Here is an 18,411-nt window from a genome sequence, read left to right as displayed (position 1 = left end):
AGTGGATGGAGCCATGAAAGGTCAGTCCTCCAGTGCGGCGAGGCCGGGGAGCGTCTTGCCCTCTAGGTATTCGAGGGAGGCGCCGCCGCCGGTCGAGATGTGGCCGAATGCGGTCTCGTCGAAGCCCAGGATGCGGACGGCCGCGGCGGAGTCGCCACCGCCGACGACAGTGAAGGCCGGGGAGTCGAGAAGGGCCTGGGCGACCGCCTTGGTGCCCTCGGCGTAGTCGGGGTGCTCGAAGACGCCCATCGGACCGTTCCAGAAGATGGTGGCCGCGTCGGCGAGCTTCGAGGCGTACAGGGCACCGGTCTCGGGACCGATGTCGAGGCCCATCTGGTCGGCGGGGATGGCGTCCGCGGCGACGGTGGTGGGGTGGGACGGGGCCTTGGTCTTCAGGTCCGGGAACGCGCCCGAGGTCACGACGTCGACGGGGACGACCAGCTCGACGCCGTTCTTCTCGGCGCGCTCGACGTACTCGGTGACGGCGGCCAGTTGGTCGTCCTGGACCAGGGAGGCGCCGATCTCGTAGCCCTTGGCCTTGAGGAAGGTGAAGGCCATGCCGCCGCCGATGAGGATGCGGTCGGCCTTGCCGAGGAGCTGGTCGATGACGGCCAGCTTGTCGGAGACCTTGGAGCCGCCGAGGGCGACGACGTAGGGCCGCTTGACGTCCTCGGTGAGCTTCTTCAGGACGCCGACCTCGGTGGCGATGAGGTAGCCGGCGTAGTGCGGCGGGCGGGCCGGGAGGTCGTACACGGAGGCGTGCTTGCGGTGCACGGCGCCGAAACCGTCGCCTACGTAGACATCGGCGAGGGCGGCGAGCTGGTCGGCGAACTCGCCGCGCTCGACGTCGTCCTTGGCGGTCTCGCCCGCGTTGAAGCGCAGGTTCTCGATGACCGCGACCTGGCCGGGCTCCAGGCCGCGCACCGCGTCGTGGGCGGCGGGGCCGACGGTGTCCTGGGCGAACGCGACCGGCGCGTCCAGGAGTTCGGCCAGTCGCTCGGCGGGCTGGAGGAGGGAGAAGGCCGGGTCCGGGGCGCCCTTGGGACGGCCCAGGTGCGAGGCCACGATCACCTTGGCGCCCGCCTCGACGAGGGCCTTGATCGTGGGCAGGACGGCGCGGATGCGGCCGTCGTCGGTGATGAGGCCGTTGTCGTCCAGCGGGACGTTGAGGTCGGCGCGGACGAAGACCCGCTTGCCGTCCACTCCTTCGGCGAGGAGTTCGTCGATCGTCTTCATGAAAAGGGGCTCCTAGGGAGGGCTCTTCAGGCTCTTCGGATCCGAGAGGGCGGATCGATCACTACGGAGAGGCCGATCGATCACTACGTAGTACAGGGCCCGGGCAGCGCGGCGTGCGCTGCCCGAGCCCTGACTCACATCGAGTTGCCTGCTCTGGAGGTCAGAGCTGGCCGCCGACGAAGACCGTGAGGTCGACGAGGCGGTTGGAGTAGCCCCACTCGTTGTCGTACCAGCCGAGGATCTTCACCGACGTGCCGTCCTGGACCATGGTCAGGAGGGAGTCGAAGGTGCAGGAGGCCTGGTCGCCGACGATGTCCGAGGAGACGATCGGGTCCTCGGTGTACGTCAGGTAGCCCTTGAGGTCGCCGTCCTCGGAGGCCTTCTTGAACGCGGCGTTGACCTCGTCCTTGGTGACCTCGCGCTGGAGCTGGACGACCAGGTCGGTGGCCGAGCCGGTCGGGACCGGGACGCGCATCGCGATGCCGTCCAGCTTGCCCTTGAGCTGCGGGAGCACCAGGGCGGTGGCCTTGGCGGCACCGGTGGTGGTCGGGATGATGTTCTCGGCGGCGGCACGCGCGCGGCGCAGGTCCGAGTGCGGGAAGTCCAGGATGCGCTGGTCGTTCGTGTACGCGTGCACCGTGGTCATCAGGCCCTTGACGATGCCGAAGTTCTCGTCGAGAACCTTGGCCATCGGCGCCACGCAGTTGGTGGTGCAGGAGGCGTTCGAGATGACGTGGTGGTTGGCCGCGTCGTACTTGTCCTGGTTGACGCCCATCACGATCGTGATGTCCTCATCCTTGGCCGGAGCCGAGATGAGGACCTTCTTGGCGCCGCCGGCGATGTGCTTCTCGGCGTCGGACTTCTTCGTGAAGATGCCGGTCGACTCGATGACGATGTCGACGCCCAGCTCGCCCCACGGGATGTCGGCGGGGTTGCGCTCGGACAGGACCTTGATCGTGTGCCCGTCGACGGTGATCGTGTCGGCGGTGTGCGACACCTCGGCCTGCAGGCGGCCCAGGATGGTGTCGTACTTGAGCAGGTGAGCGGTGGTCGCGGTGTCACCCAGGTCGTTGACAGCCACGATCTCGATGTCAGCACCCTGCTTCAGCAGCGCGCGGAAGTAGTTACGACCGATGCGGCCAAAGCCGTTGATGCCTACGCGGATCGTCACGAACCGATCTCCTCGTTGGTACGCCGGCTCAGTGCCGGCGAGTTGTATGGGATGTCCCCGACCGCCTACGACCCTACCCTCCTGAGCCCCCCGGGGTGACATCGAGATGCCCCATACACCGCAGGGCGGTCCGTACCCGCCAGTAGGGGTACGGACCGCCCTCGATGTTCATGACATCGACACGCCGAGTCAGCTCTTGAGGGCCGCCAGCGCCTTCTTGAGCAGGGTCGCGCGGTCACCGGCCGAGGTGACCTGTTCCAGGCCGAAGCCCAGCAGCACGGAGCGGTCGGTGGTGACCGCGCCGTACGTCTGGAAGAGGGCTCCGGTGCGGGTCCAGTCGTTCAGGACCGCGGGGCTGCCGACGGGCGGTCCTGTCACGGTCCAGGGGCCGAGGGAGGTCTCGAAGCCCTCGGTCTGGGTCGCCGTGCCGCCCACGACGAGCGAGGTGTCGTCGGCGAGGACGCCGTGGCCGCCGCTGCCCGGGTCGGTGATGTAGCTCAGCGAGACCTCGACGGACTTGCCGGCGTAGGCGCTCAGGTCGAAGCCGACCTGCTGCCAGCCGTTGGAGGCGCCGGTGAAGCTGTTCCACGAGCCGGTGGTGCCGGTCGCGGTGCAGTCGTTGTTCGCGATGGTCAGGTAGTGCTTGAGCCACGGGTGCTCGGCGATCAGGAAGCCGGCCCCGCACTCCGCCGGTACGGCGGTGCCGGTGGCGCCGCCCACCTCCGGGAGCGTGGTCCAGTCGTCGGCCCCGGTGGTGTGGATCTCGACCACGGCGTGGTCGTAGCCGGGCTCGGTGTCCCACAGCAGCTCGCTGCGCAGCGTGGGCTTGTCGGCCGCGCTCACCCCGGTGAGGTCGATGGTGCGGGTGAGGCGCTTGTAGGAGTCGTCGTTGTGGACGGCGGCCGCCATGTAGGAGCCCGCGTAGGGGCCGTACGGGTTGACGGTCCCGGCGAACTTGCCCGCTCCCGCACTCGCGAACTGCGGGTACGTGGTGGGCGACAGCGAGTCGGAGGTGACGCTGTAGGTGCCGGCCCGGTCCAGCGGGTTGCCGGGCGCGCCGCTGAGCGGCCCGGTGAATCCGTCGAGCTTGCCGGAGCCGGTGAAGCCGTTGGCCCCGGGGGTCGACGTACGCGAGTAGGCGCCCAGGTAGTACTGGCTGAAGTCGTTCGAAGGGGTGCCGTCGGCGAGCGCGACGGAGCCGCCGGCCTGCTCGCCGGCCTCGATCAGCTTGCCGCCCTCGTTGAGGTAGGCGCGCAACTGGAGCTGGGTGCCGTTGCCCGGTCCCGCCGTGCCCGAGTAGTGGACGACGGTCTTGAAGTGGCCGAGCACGGCGAGCGCGTCGGGCGCGCCCTGGGTGGCGACGTCCCAGACGAGTGCCTTACGGCCGTTCGCCTTCAGGGCGTCGACGTAGGTCTGCGCCTGGGTGGCGGCAGCGCCCTCCTCGGCGACGACGAGGGTGTCGGCCGAGGGCAGTTTGGTCACCGTGTACGTGAAGTGCGCGCTGGAGGTGGACTTCCCGGCCTTCGTCCTGCCGGTGAACCAGACCTCGACCTTGTCGCCCGGGGCACCGCCCTTGACCTTCGCCCGGTACTCGTCGAAGTACAGGTTGTCGTCCCCGCCGTAGGTCTGGCCGCCCTTCCAGGACTTGAGTGCCTTGTCCTGCGTACGGCCGCCGTTGACGCGGTACTTGAGCTCCTTGTCGCGCACGGACTTCCGTACGACGACGGAGACTTCCTGGTCGGCACCGCGCGCGTACGAGGTGGAGAAGGCGGCCGGGGTGAAGTCGGCGGCGCTCAGGCCGACCGACGAGGTCGGCTGGTCGGGGTGGGCGGCGGTCTCGGCGACGGAGAGCGCGAAGGGGATGTTCTTCGCGAACTCGTCCTGGATCAGCTTCTCGTCGTCCGGGTAGTTGAAGACGGACTGGCAGTCGGCCGCGTTCCAGGCGTCGTTCGGGTCGATGTTCGACGCGGTCTGGCAGGTCGACATCTCCGGGGTGAACATCGACATGCCGTTGACGTTCGACGCGTGGCCGTCCGCCTCGCCGTTGGTCGTGTACAGCTCCGAGGAGACCTGCGAGTGGTAGCCGGGGATCGCCGGGTTGTCGGGCGTGCCCGCGAGCGCCTTGTAGAGCACGTCGTCCGGGGTCGGGGTCGCGACCTGCCAGCCGACTCCGTAGAGGAGGAGTTCGGCGGCGGAGTGGTAGTTGATGCCGTAGCTGAAGTCGATCCGCTTCTCGAAGTTGTCGAGCGCCTTGGTCTCCGGCTCGGAGGCGGGGGCCGTGCCACGGTAGGTCTCACTGGTGGGGTTCGGGGACGAACCCTCGTCGTCATAGCCCCACTTGTAGGCGAAGTTGCGGTTGAGGTCGACGCCGTCGCCGGTGGAGATGGTGCCGTCGCCGTTGACGTCCCGCAGGTTCTTGCGCCACAGGCGGGTGTCGGAGTTCTGGAAGGTGTAGTCGTAGCCGTCCGGGTTGGCCGACAGCACGAACCACAGTTCGGTCGAGTCGACGATCTTCTTGACGCGTTTGTCGGTCTTGTAGTTGTCCAGGTAGTAGTGCATCAGCCGGCGGGTCATCTCCGGCGTGATCCACTCGCGCGCGTGCTGGTTGGACACGTACAGCACGGCGGGCTTGGAGCCGTCCTTGGTCTTCTTCGCGCCCTTGGTCAGTTTGAGCGCGAGGATGTCCTGGCCGTCGACCGTCTTCCCGATGGACTCGACCTTGGTGAGCCCGGGATTGGCCTGCCCGGTCCGGAGGATCTCCTCCTTCAGACCACCGCTTCCGCTGTACGGCCGGAAGACCCCCTGCGCCGCGTCCTCGACGCGGGTCTCGGCCTTGGCCGTCAGGGTGTGTTCGGTGAGGTCGACACCCTGCTTCTCCAGCTTCCCGGCCTGCTGGTCGGTGAGGTAGACCTCGACGGCGGTCCTGCCGGACGCGGAGAACTTGTTGTCGCCGAGTTCGTGGGCGTCCTGTCCGGCCTTCAGGAGCAGCGGGATCTGCTTCTGGGTGACGTCGGCGCGGAAGACCTTGACCTCGTCCGGGTCGGACTTCGCCGAACTCCCGCCCTGCGCCTGGGCGATCGGTGCGATGCTCGCCCCGGTGATCAGGAGCGCGCCGACAGCGAGGATCGATCTCGCTCTGTGTCTCATGAATCCCCCTAGCAATCGTTCGCCACAGCAGCGAACAGTTGCCAGGCTCATGACAGTTCATGATCGAGTCAAGGGCGACACAAGGACAGTCAAACGCCGGTGCGGGGCCCTCCGGGGGCGCGGCGGGCTCGTGCCGGGAAGTGCGGGTGAGGAAGTTGGGGCGGCGCCCACTCACCCAGTGGGGGTCTCGCGCGCTCTCGCCCCAGGTCGCCGACGCGCTGACGCCGGTCGGCCGCCCGCGGCTCTCTCCAAGCGGATGCGCCGGGCAGGACCAGCCCGGTGCGCTCCGGTGCGTCGACTGCTCGTGAGTATCCGGGGGGGGGGAGGACTGCCTGATCGCAGAAGAACGCCGGTGCCGACAACCCCGAAGGGGACATCCGCACCGGCGTGTTGAGAGATCGTCGGTCAACAGGAGGGGTCAGCCGACCAGGTTGTCGGCCATCTCCTCGGTGATGCTGGACTCCGTGCCCGGGATGCCCAGGTCCTGGGCACGCTTGTCGGCCATCGCCAGCAGACGGCGGATACGGCCGGCCACGGCGTCCTTGGTGAGCGGCGGGTCGGCGAGGGCGCCCAGTTCCTCCAGGGAGGCCTGCTTGTGGTCCATGCGGAGGCGGCCGGCCGCCGCGAGGTGCTCGGGGACCTCGTCGGCGAGGATCTCCAGCGCACGGCCCACACGGGCGCCTGCGGCGACGGCCGCGCGGGCCGAGCGGCGCAGGTTGGCGTCGTCGAAGTTGGCGAGGCGGTTCGCCGTGGCGCGCACCTCGCGGCGCATCCGGCGCTCCTCCCAGGCCAGCACCGACTCGTGCGCGCCGAGGCGGGTGAGCAGGGCGCCGATCGCGTCGCCGTCGCGGACGACCACCCGGTCGACCCCGCGCACCTCGCGCGCCTTCGCCGCGATCGACAGCCGACGCGCGGCGCCGACCAGCGCGAGCGCGGCCTCCGGACCCGGGCAGGTCACCTCCAGGGAGGAGGACCGGCCGGGCTCGGTCAGCGAGCCATGGGCCAGGAACGCGCCTCTCCAGGCCGCCTCCGCGTCACAGGTCGCCCCGGAGACTACCTGCGGCGGCAGGCCCCGGATCGGGCGTCCACGGCCGTCCACGAGCCCCGTCTGCCGGGCCAGCTGATCGCCGCCGGCGACCACCCGGACGACGTAACGGGAACCGCGGCGCAGTCCGCCGGGCGCCATCACGATCAGCTCGGAACTGTGGCCGAAGATCTCCAGGATGTCCCGCTTGAGCCGGCGCGCCGCCATCGCGGTGTCCAGCTCCGCCTCGATCACGATGCGCCCGCTCACCAGGTGGAGGCCTCCGGCGAACCGCAGAATGGCGGAGACCTCCGCCTTCCTGCAGCAGGTCCGGGTGACGGGAAGCCGGGAGATCTCATCCTTCACCGCTGCCGTCATCGCCATGGGCCGATCCTTCCATGCATCCGAAAAATACGGTCGTACGCGGCGGCCAACAGCTCCGGATCGTGCCTTGGAGTTCCGTCGGTCCTGGCCACCGGCGCCAGCTCGACCGCGGCGTCGAGCCGCTTGGCGGCTTCGGTGAGCGACGCGCGATCGGGCACGGCGGCCTCGTCGGCCAGCACCACGTCCAGGGCGAGTTTAGGGGCGTGTCGTCCCAAAACCTCCAAATGACGCTGCGGGGAGAAGCCATCGGTTTCTCCGGGCTGCGGCGCGAGGTTCAGGGAGAGCACCCGGCGCGCCTTCGTCTCGGTGAGCGCGTCGAGCAGTTCCGGCACCAGAAGATGCGGGATCACCGACGAGAACCAGGAGCCCGGGCCGAGCACCACCCAGTCCGCGTCGAGCACGGCGGCGACCGCCTCGGGCACGGCCGGCGGGTCGTGCGGCACGACGTGCACGGACATCACCTCGCCGGGCGTGAGCGCGACCGTCGCCTGCCCCCGGACGGTGTCGACGTCGTCGGGCCGCGCCGGATCGTGCCCCTTGACCAGGGCCTGCAACTCCAGCGGTACGGCGGACATGGGCAGCACGCGCCCGTGCGCGCCGAGCAGCTTGCCGACCAGGTCGAGTGCCTGGACGTGGTCCCCGAGCTGCTCCCACAGGGCGACGATCAGCAGATTGCCGACCGCGTGCTCGTGCAGGTCGCCCTTGGACTGGAAGCGGTGCTGGATGACCCGGGCCCAGGTCTGGCCCCAGTCGTCGTCGCCGCACAGCGCGGCGAGGGCCTTGCGCAGGTCCCCGGGGGGCAGCACGCCCAGTTCGTCGCGCAGGCGTCCGCTGGAGCCGCCGTCGTCGGCCACGGTGACGACGGCGGTGAGGTCGCCGGTGATCCGGCGCAGCGCGGTGAGCGAGGCGGACAGGCCCATGCCGCCGCCGAGGGCGACCACCTTGGGCTGGGTGCCGCGCCGGCGCGGCTTGCCGCCACGGGCCTCCACGGGCCTGGTCGTCCGTCCTTCGGGCACCACTCGGCGCAGCCTGCCCAGCCGTGGGCCACGTCCCGTCATTCCCGTCCCATGTCCCGGTGTACGACCACCGTCTCCACGCCCTCGGCCACGAGCCGCGCGGCGAGCTTCTCCGCGGTGGCGACCGAGCGGTGCTTGCCTCCGGTGCAGCCGATCGCGATCGTCACGTACCGCTTGCCCTCACGCCGGTAGCCGGCCGCGATGAGCCTGAGCAGCTCGGCGTACCGGTCGAGGAACTCCTTGGCGCCGGGCTGGTTGAAGACGTACGCCGAGACCTCTTCGTTGAGGCCGTTGAAGGGGCGCAGCTCCGGGATCCAGTGCGGGTTGGGCAGGAAGCGCATGTCGGCGACGAGGTCGGCGTCGACCGGGAGGCCGTACTTGAAGCCGAAGGACATGACGGTGGCCCGCAGTTCGGGCTCCTCCTCGCCGGCGAACTGGGCGTCCATCTTGGCGCGGAGTTCGTGGACGTTGAGGCTGGAGGTGTCGATGACGAGGTCGGCGTCGCCGCGCAGTTCGCGCAGCAGCTCGCGTTCGGCGTCGATGCCGTCGACGATGCGGCCGTCGCCCTGGAGGGGGTGGGGGCGGCGCACGGACTCGAAACGGCGCACCAGGGCGTCGTCCGAGGACTCCAGGAAGACGATCCGCCGGGTGACGTGCTTGGAGGCCAGATCGGCGAGGGACTCGCGGAGGTTGTCGAAGAAGCGTCGGCCTCGTACGTCGACGACGACCGCGATCCGTGCCACGTTGCCCTGGGAGCGGGCGCCGAGCTCCACCATGGTGGGGATCAGGGCGGGCGGGAGGTTGTCGACGACGAACCAGCCGAGGTCCTCCAGGCACTTGGCGGCGGTGGACCGCCCGGCCCCGGACATGCCGGAGATGATCACCAGCTCGGGGATGGCCGCTTCGGGCGCCCCGGGGGTCGTGCTGTCCGTACTCACCTGTGCTCCGTCGTCCTGGACCTCTTGCTGTGGAGCCTGATCGTCGTCGGTTTCCTTGTGCGTCCGATCTCGGTCCGCTGTGGGCTGCTTCTCTTGTTCGCTCATGTCTCCTGCCCCCGTCGCTCGTCCGGGGCTCCCGCGGGTACGGGCTCCCCCGGGACACCCGCTGTCGTCTCGGGTGTCCCGTCTTCCATGTCATCCATGATCTCTCCAGTCGCCGTGTTGACGGCGGGTGCGGCCGGGGCCGCCTGGGCGAGGGCCACCGCGATGGTCTCGGCGGTCTTGCGACCTATGCCGGGAACCTCGCAGATCTGGTCGATTGTCGCGGACCGCAGCTTCTTCACCGAACCGAAATGCTTGATCAGCGCCTGTTTGCGGGTCTCGCCGAGTCCGGGCACGTCGTCCAGGAGGCTCGCCCGGAACCGCTTGGCCCGCTTGGCGCGCTGGTAGGTGATCGCGAAGCGGTGGGCCTCGTCGCGGACGCGCTGGAGGAGGTAGAGGCCCTCGCTGGTGCGGGGCAGGACCACGGGGTCGTCCTCGCCGGGCAGCCAGACCTCCTCCAGGCGCTTGGCGAGGCCGCACACGGCGATGTCGTCGATGCCCAGCTCGTCGAGGGCCTTCTTGGCGGCGGCGACCTGCGGCTGCCCGCCGTCGACCACTACGAGCTGCGGCGGGTAGGCGAACCGCTTGGGGCGGCCCTCGTCGTCCTTGAGGTCCGTCAGCTCGTCGCCGTCCGCCCACTCCCCCGTCTTCTCCTTGTCGGCGAGATAGCGCCGGAAGCGGCGGGTGATGACCTCGTGCATGGAGCGGCCGTCGTCCTGGCCCTCGAAGCCCTTGATCTGGAAGCGGCGGTACTCGCTCTTGCGGGAGAGTCCGTCCTCGAAGACGACCATCGACGCCACGACGTCGTCGCCCTGGAGGTGCGAGATGTCGTAGCACTCGATCCTGAGGGGGGCGCTGTCCAGGTCGAGGGCCTCGGAGATCTCCTCCAGGGCGCGCGAGCGGGTGGTGAGGTCGGAGGCGCGCTTGGTCTTGTGGAGAACGAGGGACTGCTGGGCGTTGCGCGCGACGGTCTCCATGAGGGACTTCTTGTCGCCGCGCTGGGGGATGCGGAGCGACACGTTCGCCCCGCGCCGGTCCGTCAGCCACTGCTGGACCGGCTCCAACGGGTCGGGCAGTGCCGGGACGAGGACCTCCTTGGGGACGGCGTCGCCCTTCTCCTCGCCGTAGAGCTGCTGGAGGGCGTGCTCAACGAGGGCCGCGGTGGTGACGTCCTCGACCTTGTCGGTGACCCAGCCGCGCTGGCCGCGGACGCGTCCGCCGCGGACGTGGAAGATCTGGACGGCCGCCTCCAGCTCGTCCTCGGCGAGCGCGATCAGGTCGGCGTCGGTCGCGTCGGCGAGGACGACCGCGCTCTTCTCCATGGCCTTCTTCAGGGCCTCGATGTCGTCGCGCAGACGGGCCGCCCGCTCGTACTCCATCTCCTCGGCCGCGTCCGTCATCGCCGTCTCCAGGCGACGGATGTACGTGCCGGTGCGGCCGGCCATGAAGTCGCAGAACTCGTCGGCCAGTTCGCGGTGTTCTTCCTCGGTGACGCGGCCGACGCAGGGCGCGGAGCACTTGCCGATGTAGCCGAGCAGACAGGGGCGGCCGGTGCGGGCGGCGTTCTTGAAGACGCCGGCCGAGCAGGTGCGGACGGGGAAGACGCGCAGCAGAAGGTCCACGGTGTCGCGGATCGCCCACGCGTGTCCGTAGGGCCCGAAGTAGCGGACGCCCTTCTTCTTGTGACCGCGCATCACCTGGACGCGCGGGTACTCCTCGTTCATCGTCACCGCGAGGTACGGGTAGCTCTTGTCGTCGCGGTACTTGACGTTGAACCGGGGGTCGTACTCCTTGATCCAGGAGTACTCCAGCTGGAGCGCCTCGACCTCCGTGGACACGACCGTCCACTCCACCGACGCGGCCGTGGTGACCATCGTGCGCGTGCGCGGGTGGAGTCCGGCCAGGTCCTGGAAGTAGTTCGCCAGGCGCTGGCGCAGGCTCTTCGCCTTTCCGACGTAGATCACCCGGCGGTGTTCGTCGCGGAATCGGTAGACCCCGGGCGAGTCCGGGATCTCTCCCGGCCTGGGGCGGTAGCTGGAGGGATCGGCCATGTTTCACACCCTACTGGCGCGGAGTGACAGCGCGGCGGGGCTGTGGACAACGCCTACCGGGACTCCAGAAACGTCAGAACGGCCAGGACCCGGCGGTGGTCGTCGGCGGCTTCCGGAAGGTGGAGTTTGCCCAGGATGCTGCGGACGTGTTTCTCGACGGTGCCCTCGGTGACCCACAGCCGGCGGCCGATGCCGGCGTTGGAACGGCCTTCCGCCATCAGCGCCAGGACCTCGCGCTCACGGTTGCTGAGGAAGGACAGCGGGTCGTCGCGGCGCTGCGCCGAGAACAGCTCGTGCACCAGGGAGGGGTCGACGACCGAGCCGCCCTTGTGGATGCGGTCGAGTGCCTCGACGAACTCGTCGACGACCGTGATCCGGCTCTTGAGGAGATACCCGACCTTGTGCCCGCCGGCCAGCAGCTCCAGGGCCTCCTCGACCTCGACGAACGCGGACAGCACGAGGATGCCGGTGTCGGGATGGAGCTCACGGATCGTCCGGGCCGCCTTCAGCCCCTCGGTGGAGTGGTCGGGCGGCATCCTGATGTCGACGATCGCGAGGTCGGGGCGCTCGCTGTCGACCAGTTCCAGGAGCCGTACCGCGTCGCCGGCCTGACCCGCCACCTCGTAGCCCAGGCGTTCGCACAGGCTCGCGAGACCCTCTCTGAGGAGGACGTCGTCGTCGGCGAGGACGACCCGTCCCCGCGCGGTCTGCTGCGCTGCGTCCATCGTCCCGGCTCCCCTTGCCCCGCCCCGTGCGGTGCGCCACGCACAGCCTGCCGGACCGGGTCGGGTACGGCTAGCGGGTACGGGAATTGGGGGGGGCCGTGACGACACGGGGCCGTGTCCGGGCGATTCTCTAAGCAGTGCGGATGTGGGCGGACCGGTCGTCCCGGGCGAGAACCGAGGGATCCAGGGCCGGACCGGCGGAAGGGCAGCGGAAGGTGCGGCGGACACGGGCGGGCAGACGACGGCGGTCGGTCCGTGTCCGCCCGTGGGAGGAGGACAGCCGGTCCCCGGAGGGCCACTCCCGGTCCCTGAGGGAGCCCTCACCGCACCCCTGGAACCGGACGGCTGCCTCTCCGTCCGAGAAGACCGCCCGACGCGTACGCGAGGTCACCGAGTCCACGCTCCCCCGGCCTGGACACCCACCGCGTACGCCTCGGGCGGTCACACCTCCGTGCGGGGCAGCGGCAGTCGTACGGTGAGGGTCGTGCCCTCTCCCGGTGGGCTGGCGACGCGCAGCTTGCCGCCGATCGCCTCGACGCGGTCGACGAGGCCGATGAGCCCGGAGCCGTGCCCGAGGTCGGCGCCGCCCAGTCCGTCGTCGGCGATCGTCACCTCCAGGACGTCGTCCTCGACCCGCGCCGACACCGCGACGAAGCTCGCGCGCGCGTGCTTGACGGCGTTGGTGAGGCACTCGGACGTCACGTAGTAGACGGCGACCTCGATCCGTTCCGGGAGCCGGCCGGCCGGCAGGCTCAGGTCGAGTTCCGCGGGGACGGCGGAGCGCCGGGCCAGCGCGCGCAGGGCCGGGCCCAGGCCGCCCTTGGAGAGGATCGCGGGGTGGATGCCGCGCGCGATCTGCAACAGGTCGGCGAAGGTGTCGTCCAGGCCCTTGGCGATGTGGTCCAGCTGCTCGGCGAGTTCCGCCGGCTGCTCGTCCAGCATCGACTGGGCCGTTCTGAGGTCGAGTTGGAGCGAGACGAGCCGCTGTTGGACGCCGTCGTGCAGATCGCGTTCGATACGGCGTCTGGAGGCGTCCCCGGCGGCCACCACGCGCGCGCGTGACGCGGTGAGCTGGTCGCGGCTGTCGGCGTTGGCGAGGGCGGTGGCGACGAGTTCGGTGAAGTCGGCGAGCCGGGACTCGGTGTCCGGGGGCAGCGGTTCGGTTCCGGCGGCGGCCGCGACGACGGCACCCCACAGCCGGTCGTCCACGACGATGGGGACGCCCACCGAGCGGCTCACGCGCGCGGGGCGTGCGGTACGCGCCACCTCCGCCGCGGCGGCCGTCTCGGCCTCGGCGGCGGGCCTGCGGGCGGAACCGAGGACGGTGACGGCTCCGTCGGCGCCGTAGCGCAGGACGGCGGCGGAGTCGCTGCTCAGTACCTTGCCCACCTGGTCGGCGACTTCGGAGAACACCTCGTGCGGGGGCACCCCGCGGGCGACGAGGGTGGCGACCCGGCGCAGGGCGGCCTGTTCGCGGGCGGCGCGGCGGCTCTCGGTGACGTCGCGCGCGGCGGCGTAGATGAGGCCCTCTCCGGGGACGGCGCGGGCGCTCCACTGGAGCCAGCGTTCGGTGCCGTCGTCGCGGACGAAGCGGTTCTCGAACTCGGCCGGTTCGACGCCGCTCGCCAGCCGGTCGAGGGCGCCACGCGTGCGTGCCCGGTCCTCCGGGTGCACGAACTCCAGCAAGGGTCTGCCCAGGAGTGCGTCGGCGGAGTGGCCGAGGGTCCGCTCGAAGGCGGGGTTCACGCGCTTGAAGTAGCCGTCGAGTCCCGCGATGCACAACAGGTCGAGGGAGAGGTGGAAGATGCTCGCCAGCTCCTGCTCGGCCTTGTCGCGCCTCCCCTGGGCCGCGGCGAAGGACGCCATGGTGCCGTTCATGCCGCCGAGCAGCTCCGCCCAGGTCCCCTCGAACGCGGCGACGTCCGCGCGGTGGCCGAGCCGGTTGTCGTCGATCGCCGTGTTCATGGTGGTGATCTCGCCGGCGAGCCGTTCGGTGGTCACCCGCAGTTCGCGGAACATGTCGGCCACGGCGCCGAGTTCGTCCCGGCCCGCGTACCGGATGTCGTAGGACAGATCGCCCTCGGACAGCGCCCGGGCGCCCGCGGAGACCTCGCTGAGGGGGCGGGTGATCGACAGGCGCAGGGTCAGGGCGAGGACGGTGACGGCGGCCAGCACGGCCAGGGACACACTGAGGTCGCGTGCCTCACGCGCGCGTGCGGTGGCGAGGTCGCGCGCGGCGCCGCGGCCCAGTTCGGCGGCGGCCTGGTGCTGGATGACGCGCAGCGCCTCGATGCGCCGGGTCGAGGCGGTCAGCCAACTGCCGTATGTGGGCCAGGAGTTCCGCTCGGCGCGCGGGTCGGCGAGGGTCTCGCGGGTCTTGCGGACGACGAGGCCGGGGTGCTGGAGGAGGGCGACGTAGAGCCTGCCTTTGAGGGCGGCGGGCGCGGTCTGGTCGAAGTCGTCCAGGAGCGCCTTCTCCAGGGCCGACCAGCGGTCCGTGGCGATGGCGTGCGGGGCGGCGGGGGTGTCGAAGAGCACGGCCAGTTCGGTGCGTTCGCGTTCGGCGGCCTCGATGGCGCGCAGGAGCGCGATGTGGGCGTCGGCCGCCTGCCCGGAGGTGCGGGTCGGGCGGCCGGACTCCAGGGTGGCGGCCAGCTCCAGGAGGTCGTCCTCGATCGTGTCGTACTGGGCGGCGAGTTGGGGCGCGGTGAGGGAGCCGGTCCCCAATTGAAGCCGCAGGGCGTGCAGTTGGCGGTTCCGTGCGTCGAGCCGGCCCGGTACGTCGGGCGGCCCGGTCCTGCCGGCCGCGTCCAGAAGGGCCGCGTTCAGGGCGTGGTCGGTGACGTGCTGCGCGGCGGAGCGTTCCTTCAGGGTCGCCGGGCCGGGCCGCAGCCGGGCCCGCACGGCGGCGATGCGCTCCCTGGCGATGGCGTCGGTCAGCGCGGTGGTCCTGAACGACAGCCCGGTCGCCGTCCGGAAGTCCCGCATCGTCTGCGCCTCGCGCCACTGCGAGAGGGCGCCGAACACGGTGAACGCCAGCATCCCGGTCACCGGGAGCAGCACCAGGAGCATCAGCTTGCGCCCGACGCGCAGCCGGGCGAGGAAGGGGATGCCGAGGGCGGCGGCGGGCCGAGGGCGCCGCCGGGGGCCGAGTGGGGCGGCGCGGTCGGAGCGCGGGCTGCGCAGCTCCGGGAGCGCGGTGGGCGTGGCGAGGTCGGGCTCGGGACGGAGCCCTGCCGGCACTCTGCGGAGCGGGCCCGGAGACAGGGGGCGACGCACGGCGCGCTCTCAGCGGCCGGCGGCTGGTGAGTAGCGATGAGGGTCGGTCACGTGCCCAGCCTGCCCCCAACCGGCCATGATCGTCAGGGCCTTGGGGAGGACGGCTCCCTCGAAACCGGCCCGCGCGATCGACGGACGCGATCGACAGACCTGATCCGCAGACGTGATCGGCACGCGCGTGGGACTCGCGTCGGGCACACACGCGTGGCACTCGTTCTCGCTATGTGCTCGGCGGATAGCCATCGTGTGCCGCGAGGTCCTGGTCGATCTTCTTGGCGGCCTCGTCAAGGGTGGCCTGGACCGGCGCCCGATCGAAGATGATCTTCGCGAAGGCCCGGGAGAAGGCGTCGGTGATCGCCGGATAGGCGGGCGTCTGCGGCCTGGGGCGGGCCACCCCGTCCCGGAGCTGCTCGATGAAGAGGTGCTCGGGGCCGCCGGGCGCGTACTGCGGCGAGAGCCTGATCGCGCTCTCCGTGGCCGGGATCGCACCGTCGGCCACGGTCATCCGGTGCACCTGGGCGGGCTGGAGCAGGAAGGACAGGAACCGCCATACGGCGTCGCCGTCGGCGTTGCCCGCCGGGACGCCCCACTGGAAGGAGCCCATGCCGGTGACGGTCCCCCGGCCGAAGTCCGGCAGCGGGACGATCGCGACGTCCCCGGGGAAGGCCTTGTTGAATTCCGGATAGGTCCAGTGGCCGCACCAGGAGATCGCACTGCGGCCACTGACGAACGCCTTGTCGTCCTTGACCATGTCGATGAGCCCCGCCTTGGCCCAGTTCTGCATGTCGGTGAGCGCCTCGACCGCACCGGGGCCGTTCACATAGCCGTCGGCGGTGCGGTAGTTCTTGGGCTCGACGAGGTCGCCGCCCGCCGACCACACGGCGGGCGCGAAGCCGTACGTGTTCCACTCCTGGCCGGGCTGCGAGTAGACGAGCCGCAGGTCGAGCGGCGCCTTGTAGCCCTGGGTGCGCAACTTGCCGAGGACGCCGGTCAGTTCGGCGGCCGTCCAGGCGTCCTTGGGGCCGGTCGGGAGGCGTATCCCGGCCTTCTTCATCACGGACTTGCGCACATACAGGCCCATGCCCGAGTCGAAGGTGCCGACGCCCCACAACCGGCCCGCGTAGGTGCCCTGTTGGCGGATCGTCGGCAACAGGTCGGCGCGGACGCTCGCGGGCACACAGGAGTCGATCGGCCGGAGCTTGCCCGACCAGGCGTAGCTGTAGAGGTTCGGCCCGTCGAAGTCCAGGAGGTCGGGCAGGTCGCCGCTGGCCGCGGCCGACAGCACCAGGTCGGTGTAGGCGCGGTTCTCCGGGAGGGTGACCAGCTCGACCCGCACGTGCCTCTGCCGCCTGTTGAACTCCTTCACCTGGTTCTGCAGCGTGGTGAACTCGCCACTGGGGCCCGCGTGGTACCAGACGGTGATGTGCGCGACGCCGTCGATCTTCCCGTCGCAGGTGGTGTCCTTCGGGGACGCGCTCACCCCCTTGGTGTCGCTCCCGCCGCCGTCGCACGCGGCCAGCAGCAGGGCCGCGCACGCCACCCAGGGGACCAGGGCTCCCCGGAGCCGACGGATCCCGCGGACAACGGGCCACGCACGCGTGGCACTCGTTCGGTTCATGGCACACCCCCCACTCGACCGGACGGCACGGTCTCCCCCAGGGCGCCGTCATGCTACCGCCCGTCGAATCCCCATCGCCCTGTGTGCACGAGAACCTTCCTTTGCGGCACGGGACTTCAGCACTTTCCGGCTAGCCGGAAGGCGCGACCGACCACCGGTTGGCAAGCTGAGGACATGTCACTGCGCTGTCTCCTCGTCGATGACAGCGCCCGGTTCCTGGAGGCGGCTCGCGCCCTGTTGGAGCGAAGCGGGGTGGAAGTCGTCGGCATCGCCTCGACGGGCGCGGACGCCCTCTCCCAGGCCCGGGAGTCGGCCCCTGACGTCGTCCTGGTCGACCTCGACCTCGACGGCGAGAGCGGCTTCGACGTCGCGCGCCTCCTGGTGGGCAACGTACCGGCGGTGATCCTCATCTCGACCCACTCCCGGGAGGACTTCCAGGAGCTCATCGCCGCCAGTCCCGCGCACGGCTTCCTGCACAAGTCGGCCGTGTCCGCGCGGGCGATCAGGGACGTGCTGGGCGAGGAGAGGCCGCCCGCACCGCCGTGAGAACACCCGGCGTGACTCGGCCAGGTCACATATGCCTGATGGGCGACAGGTGTTGTCGGGACTTGGTCAACACGCTTCAATGCGGGGGAACTCGGGGCGTGAACGACGGCGCGTACGGATGTGAGGACCTTCCTCCGGCGCCGACGGGGGCCCCGGAGCAACTCGCGTGAACGGCCTGACCAGCCGTTGTGAACATTCACAGAAAGGGCCCCTGCATGCCGCACGCCACACAGCAGGCGGACGTCGCCACCGCGGAACTCGACTCGGCGCTGCGCGGCGGCCCCTTCCACGTCGCGCTGCGCGCCGCCATCGCCGCCCGCGGACTGCCGCTGCAGCGCGTCCAGCACCACCTGACGCGCTACGGGGTCAAGGTCGGCGTCACCAGCCTGAGTTACTGGCAGCAGGGCGCCCGCCGTCCGCAGCGCCCCGAGTCGCTGCGCGCCGTACGGGCCCTGGAGGAGATCCTCCAGCTCCCCGAGGAGTCACTGATCCGGCTGCTCGCCGAGGCCGAGGAACGCGCCGTGGCGCAGCGCCCGGCGGCCCGCTCCTACCGCTCCTTCGTCGAGGCCTCCGGAGTCCTGGAACAGCTCCTGGCCGAGCTGGAGTCCTCGCTCGACAGCGGTCTGCACACCCTGGGGCACCACGAGCGCGTGCGCATCGGGCCGCACCGTGAACTGGTCGGCCGCGAGTCGCAGCACATCGTCCGCGCCCACCGGGACGGCATCGACCGCTTCATAGCCGTCCACTACGGAGACCCTGGCTGCGCCCCGGACCGCATGACGGTGCACGCCCTGGAGAACTGCCGTACGGGCCGCGTCCGCCGCCACCACGAGACCGGCATCCTGGTCGCCGAGCTCCTCTTCGGCACCCGCCTGCGCTCCGGAGATACGTTCCTCTTCCGCTACGGCGTCGAGGACGGCACCGCCGGCGTCTCCCGCGAGTACCTCCGTGACTTCGGTATCGCGGGCGGGCAGTACGCGCTCCAGGTGAGCTTCGACGAGAACGCGCTCCCGGTGCGCTGCCACCGCTTCACCCAGCACTCGGCGGCGGCCCCGCGCAGCGGCCGTCAGGAGCTGCGCCTGGCCGGAGGACACCACTCGGTGCACCTCGTCGAGCCGCGGATGCGGTCGGGGATCGTGGGGATCGGCTGGGACTGGGAGTGAGCCGCGGTGAC

The 18,411-nt window shown here is 70.6% G+C and carries 12 protein-coding genes; 2 read left to right on the top strand and 10 right to left on the bottom strand.

Features of this window, described 5'->3' with window-relative positions; all coding sequences use genetic code 11:
* Nucleotides 1–21: 21 nt before the first annotated feature.
* The 10 genes from ACIRRY_RS38675 to ACIRRY_RS38630 all read right to left on the bottom strand — a co-directional run bounded on the left by ACIRRY_RS38675 (nt 22) and on the right by ACIRRY_RS38630 (nt 16,691).
* Nucleotides 22–1,236, bottom strand: a complete 1,215-nt coding sequence (locus ACIRRY_RS38675; protein ID WP_403982592.1) for a phosphoglycerate kinase — start codon at nt 1,234–1,236, stop codon at nt 22–24.
* A 160-nt stretch (nt 1,237–1,396) separates the two neighbouring features.
* The gene (gene gap, locus ACIRRY_RS38670) at nt 1,397–2,407 is read right to left on the bottom strand and encodes a type I glyceraldehyde-3-phosphate dehydrogenase (protein WP_403982589.1); all 1,011 of its coding nucleotides are present in this window, start codon (nt 2,405–2,407) and stop codon (nt 1,397–1,399) included.
* 189 nt (nt 2,408–2,596) lie between these two features.
* The gene (locus tag ACIRRY_RS38665) at nt 2,597–5,554 is read right to left on the bottom strand and encodes a M14 family zinc carboxypeptidase (RefSeq protein WP_403982587.1); all 2,958 of its coding nucleotides are present in this window, start codon (nt 5,552–5,554) and stop codon (nt 2,597–2,599) included.
* 418 nt (nt 5,555–5,972) lie between these two features.
* Entirely contained in the window at nt 5,973–6,962 is a 990-nt protein-coding gene (gene whiA / locus ACIRRY_RS38660) for a DNA-binding protein WhiA (protein WP_403982585.1), read from the bottom strand.
* Nucleotides 6,953–8,020, bottom strand: coding sequence for a uridine diphosphate-N-acetylglucosamine-binding protein YvcK (gene yvcK, locus ACIRRY_RS38655; protein WP_403982583.1), 1,068 nt, complete (start codon nt 8,018–8,020; stop codon nt 6,953–6,955). Before yvcK ends, whiA begins: the two co-directional genes overlap by 10 nt.
* The gene (gene rapZ, locus ACIRRY_RS38650; RefSeq protein ID WP_403982581.1) at nt 8,017–9,021 is read right to left on the bottom strand and encodes an RNase adapter RapZ; all 1,005 of its coding nucleotides are present in this window, start codon (nt 9,019–9,021) and stop codon (nt 8,017–8,019) included. Before rapZ ends, yvcK begins: the two co-directional genes overlap by 4 nt.
* Entirely contained in the window at nt 9,018–11,069 is a 2,052-nt protein-coding gene (gene uvrC / locus ACIRRY_RS38645; RefSeq protein ID WP_403982579.1) for an excinuclease ABC subunit UvrC, read from the bottom strand. The genes rapZ and uvrC overlap by 4 nt, the downstream gene beginning before the upstream one ends.
* Nucleotides 11,070–11,122: 53 nt before the next feature.
* The gene (locus tag ACIRRY_RS38640) at nt 11,123–11,794 is read right to left on the bottom strand and encodes a response regulator (RefSeq protein ID WP_403982576.1); all 672 of its coding nucleotides are present in this window, start codon (nt 11,792–11,794) and stop codon (nt 11,123–11,125) included.
* Between the two features lie 441 nt (nt 11,795–12,235).
* Entirely contained in the window at nt 12,236–14,866 is a 2,631-nt protein-coding gene (locus ACIRRY_RS38635; protein ID WP_403983022.1) for a nitrate- and nitrite sensing domain-containing protein, read from the bottom strand.
* 427 nt (nt 14,867–15,293) lie between these two features.
* Nucleotides 15,294–16,691 (bottom strand): ABC transporter substrate-binding protein, encoded by a 1,398-nt coding sequence (locus ACIRRY_RS38630; RefSeq protein ID WP_403982573.1) that lies wholly within the window; start codon nt 16,689–16,691, stop codon nt 15,294–15,296.
* Nucleotides 16,692–16,865: 174 nt separating this feature from the next.
* On the opposite strand from ACIRRY_RS38630, the gene ACIRRY_RS38625 reads away from it, so the two are divergent.
* The gene (locus ACIRRY_RS38625; RefSeq protein WP_403982570.1) at nt 16,866–17,237 is read left to right on the top strand and encodes a response regulator; all 372 of its coding nucleotides are present in this window, start codon (nt 16,866–16,868) and stop codon (nt 17,235–17,237) included.
* 215 nt (nt 17,238–17,452) lie between these two features.
* Nucleotides 17,453–18,400, top strand: a complete 948-nt coding sequence (locus ACIRRY_RS38620) for a hypothetical protein (RefSeq protein ID WP_403982568.1) — start codon at nt 17,453–17,455, stop codon at nt 18,398–18,400.
* The last annotated feature ends 11 nt before the right edge of the window (nt 18,401–18,411 follow it).

The sequence above is a fragment of the Streptomyces sp. NPDC101776 genome (assembly GCF_044766845.1).
Classification (GTDB): Bacteria; Actinomycetota; Actinomycetes; order Streptomycetales; family Streptomycetaceae; genus Streptomyces.
This window is presented reverse-complemented; position numbering and strand designations above follow the sequence as displayed.

What these genes read in the sequence shown, in the direction of transcription:
- ACIRRY_RS38675 (WP_403982592.1), bottom strand. Translation starts at nt 1,236, where the DNA reads ATGAAGACGATCGACGAACTCCTCGCCGAAGGAGTGGACGGCAAGCGG.
- ACIRRY_RS38665 (WP_403982587.1), bottom strand. Translation starts at nt 5,554, where the DNA reads ATGAGACACAGAGCGAGATCGATCCTCGCTGTCGGCGCGCTCCTGATC.
- whiA (WP_403982585.1), bottom strand. Translation starts at nt 6,962, where the DNA reads ATGGCGATGACGGCAGCGGTGAAGGATGAGATCTCCCGGCTTCCCGTC.
- yvcK (WP_403982583.1), bottom strand. Translation starts at nt 8,020, where the DNA reads ATGACGGGACGTGGCCCACGGCTGGGCAGGCTGCGCCGAGTGGTGCCC.
- rapZ (WP_403982581.1), bottom strand. Translation starts at nt 9,021, where the DNA reads ATGAGCGAACAAGAGAAGCAGCCCACAGCGGACCGAGATCGGACGCAC.
- uvrC (WP_403982579.1), bottom strand. Translation starts at nt 11,069, where the DNA reads ATGGCCGATCCCTCCAGCTACCGCCCCAGGCCGGGAGAGATCCCGGAC.
- ACIRRY_RS38640 (WP_403982576.1), bottom strand. Translation starts at nt 11,794, where the DNA reads ATGGACGCAGCGCAGCAGACCGCGCGGGGACGGGTCGTCCTCGCCGAC.
- ACIRRY_RS38635 (WP_403983022.1), bottom strand. Translation starts at nt 14,866, where the DNA reads ATGCTCCTGGTGCTGCTCCCGGTGACCGGGATGCTGGCGTTCACCGTG.
- ACIRRY_RS38630 (WP_403982573.1), bottom strand. Translation starts at nt 16,691, where the DNA reads ATGAACCGAACGAGTGCCACGCGTGCGTGGCCCGTTGTCCGCGGGATC.
- ACIRRY_RS38625 (WP_403982570.1), top strand. Translation starts at nt 16,866, where the DNA reads ATGTCACTGCGCTGTCTCCTCGTCGATGACAGCGCCCGGTTCCTGGAG.
- ACIRRY_RS38620 (WP_403982568.1), top strand. Translation starts at nt 17,453, where the DNA reads ATGCCGCACGCCACACAGCAGGCGGACGTCGCCACCGCGGAACTCGAC.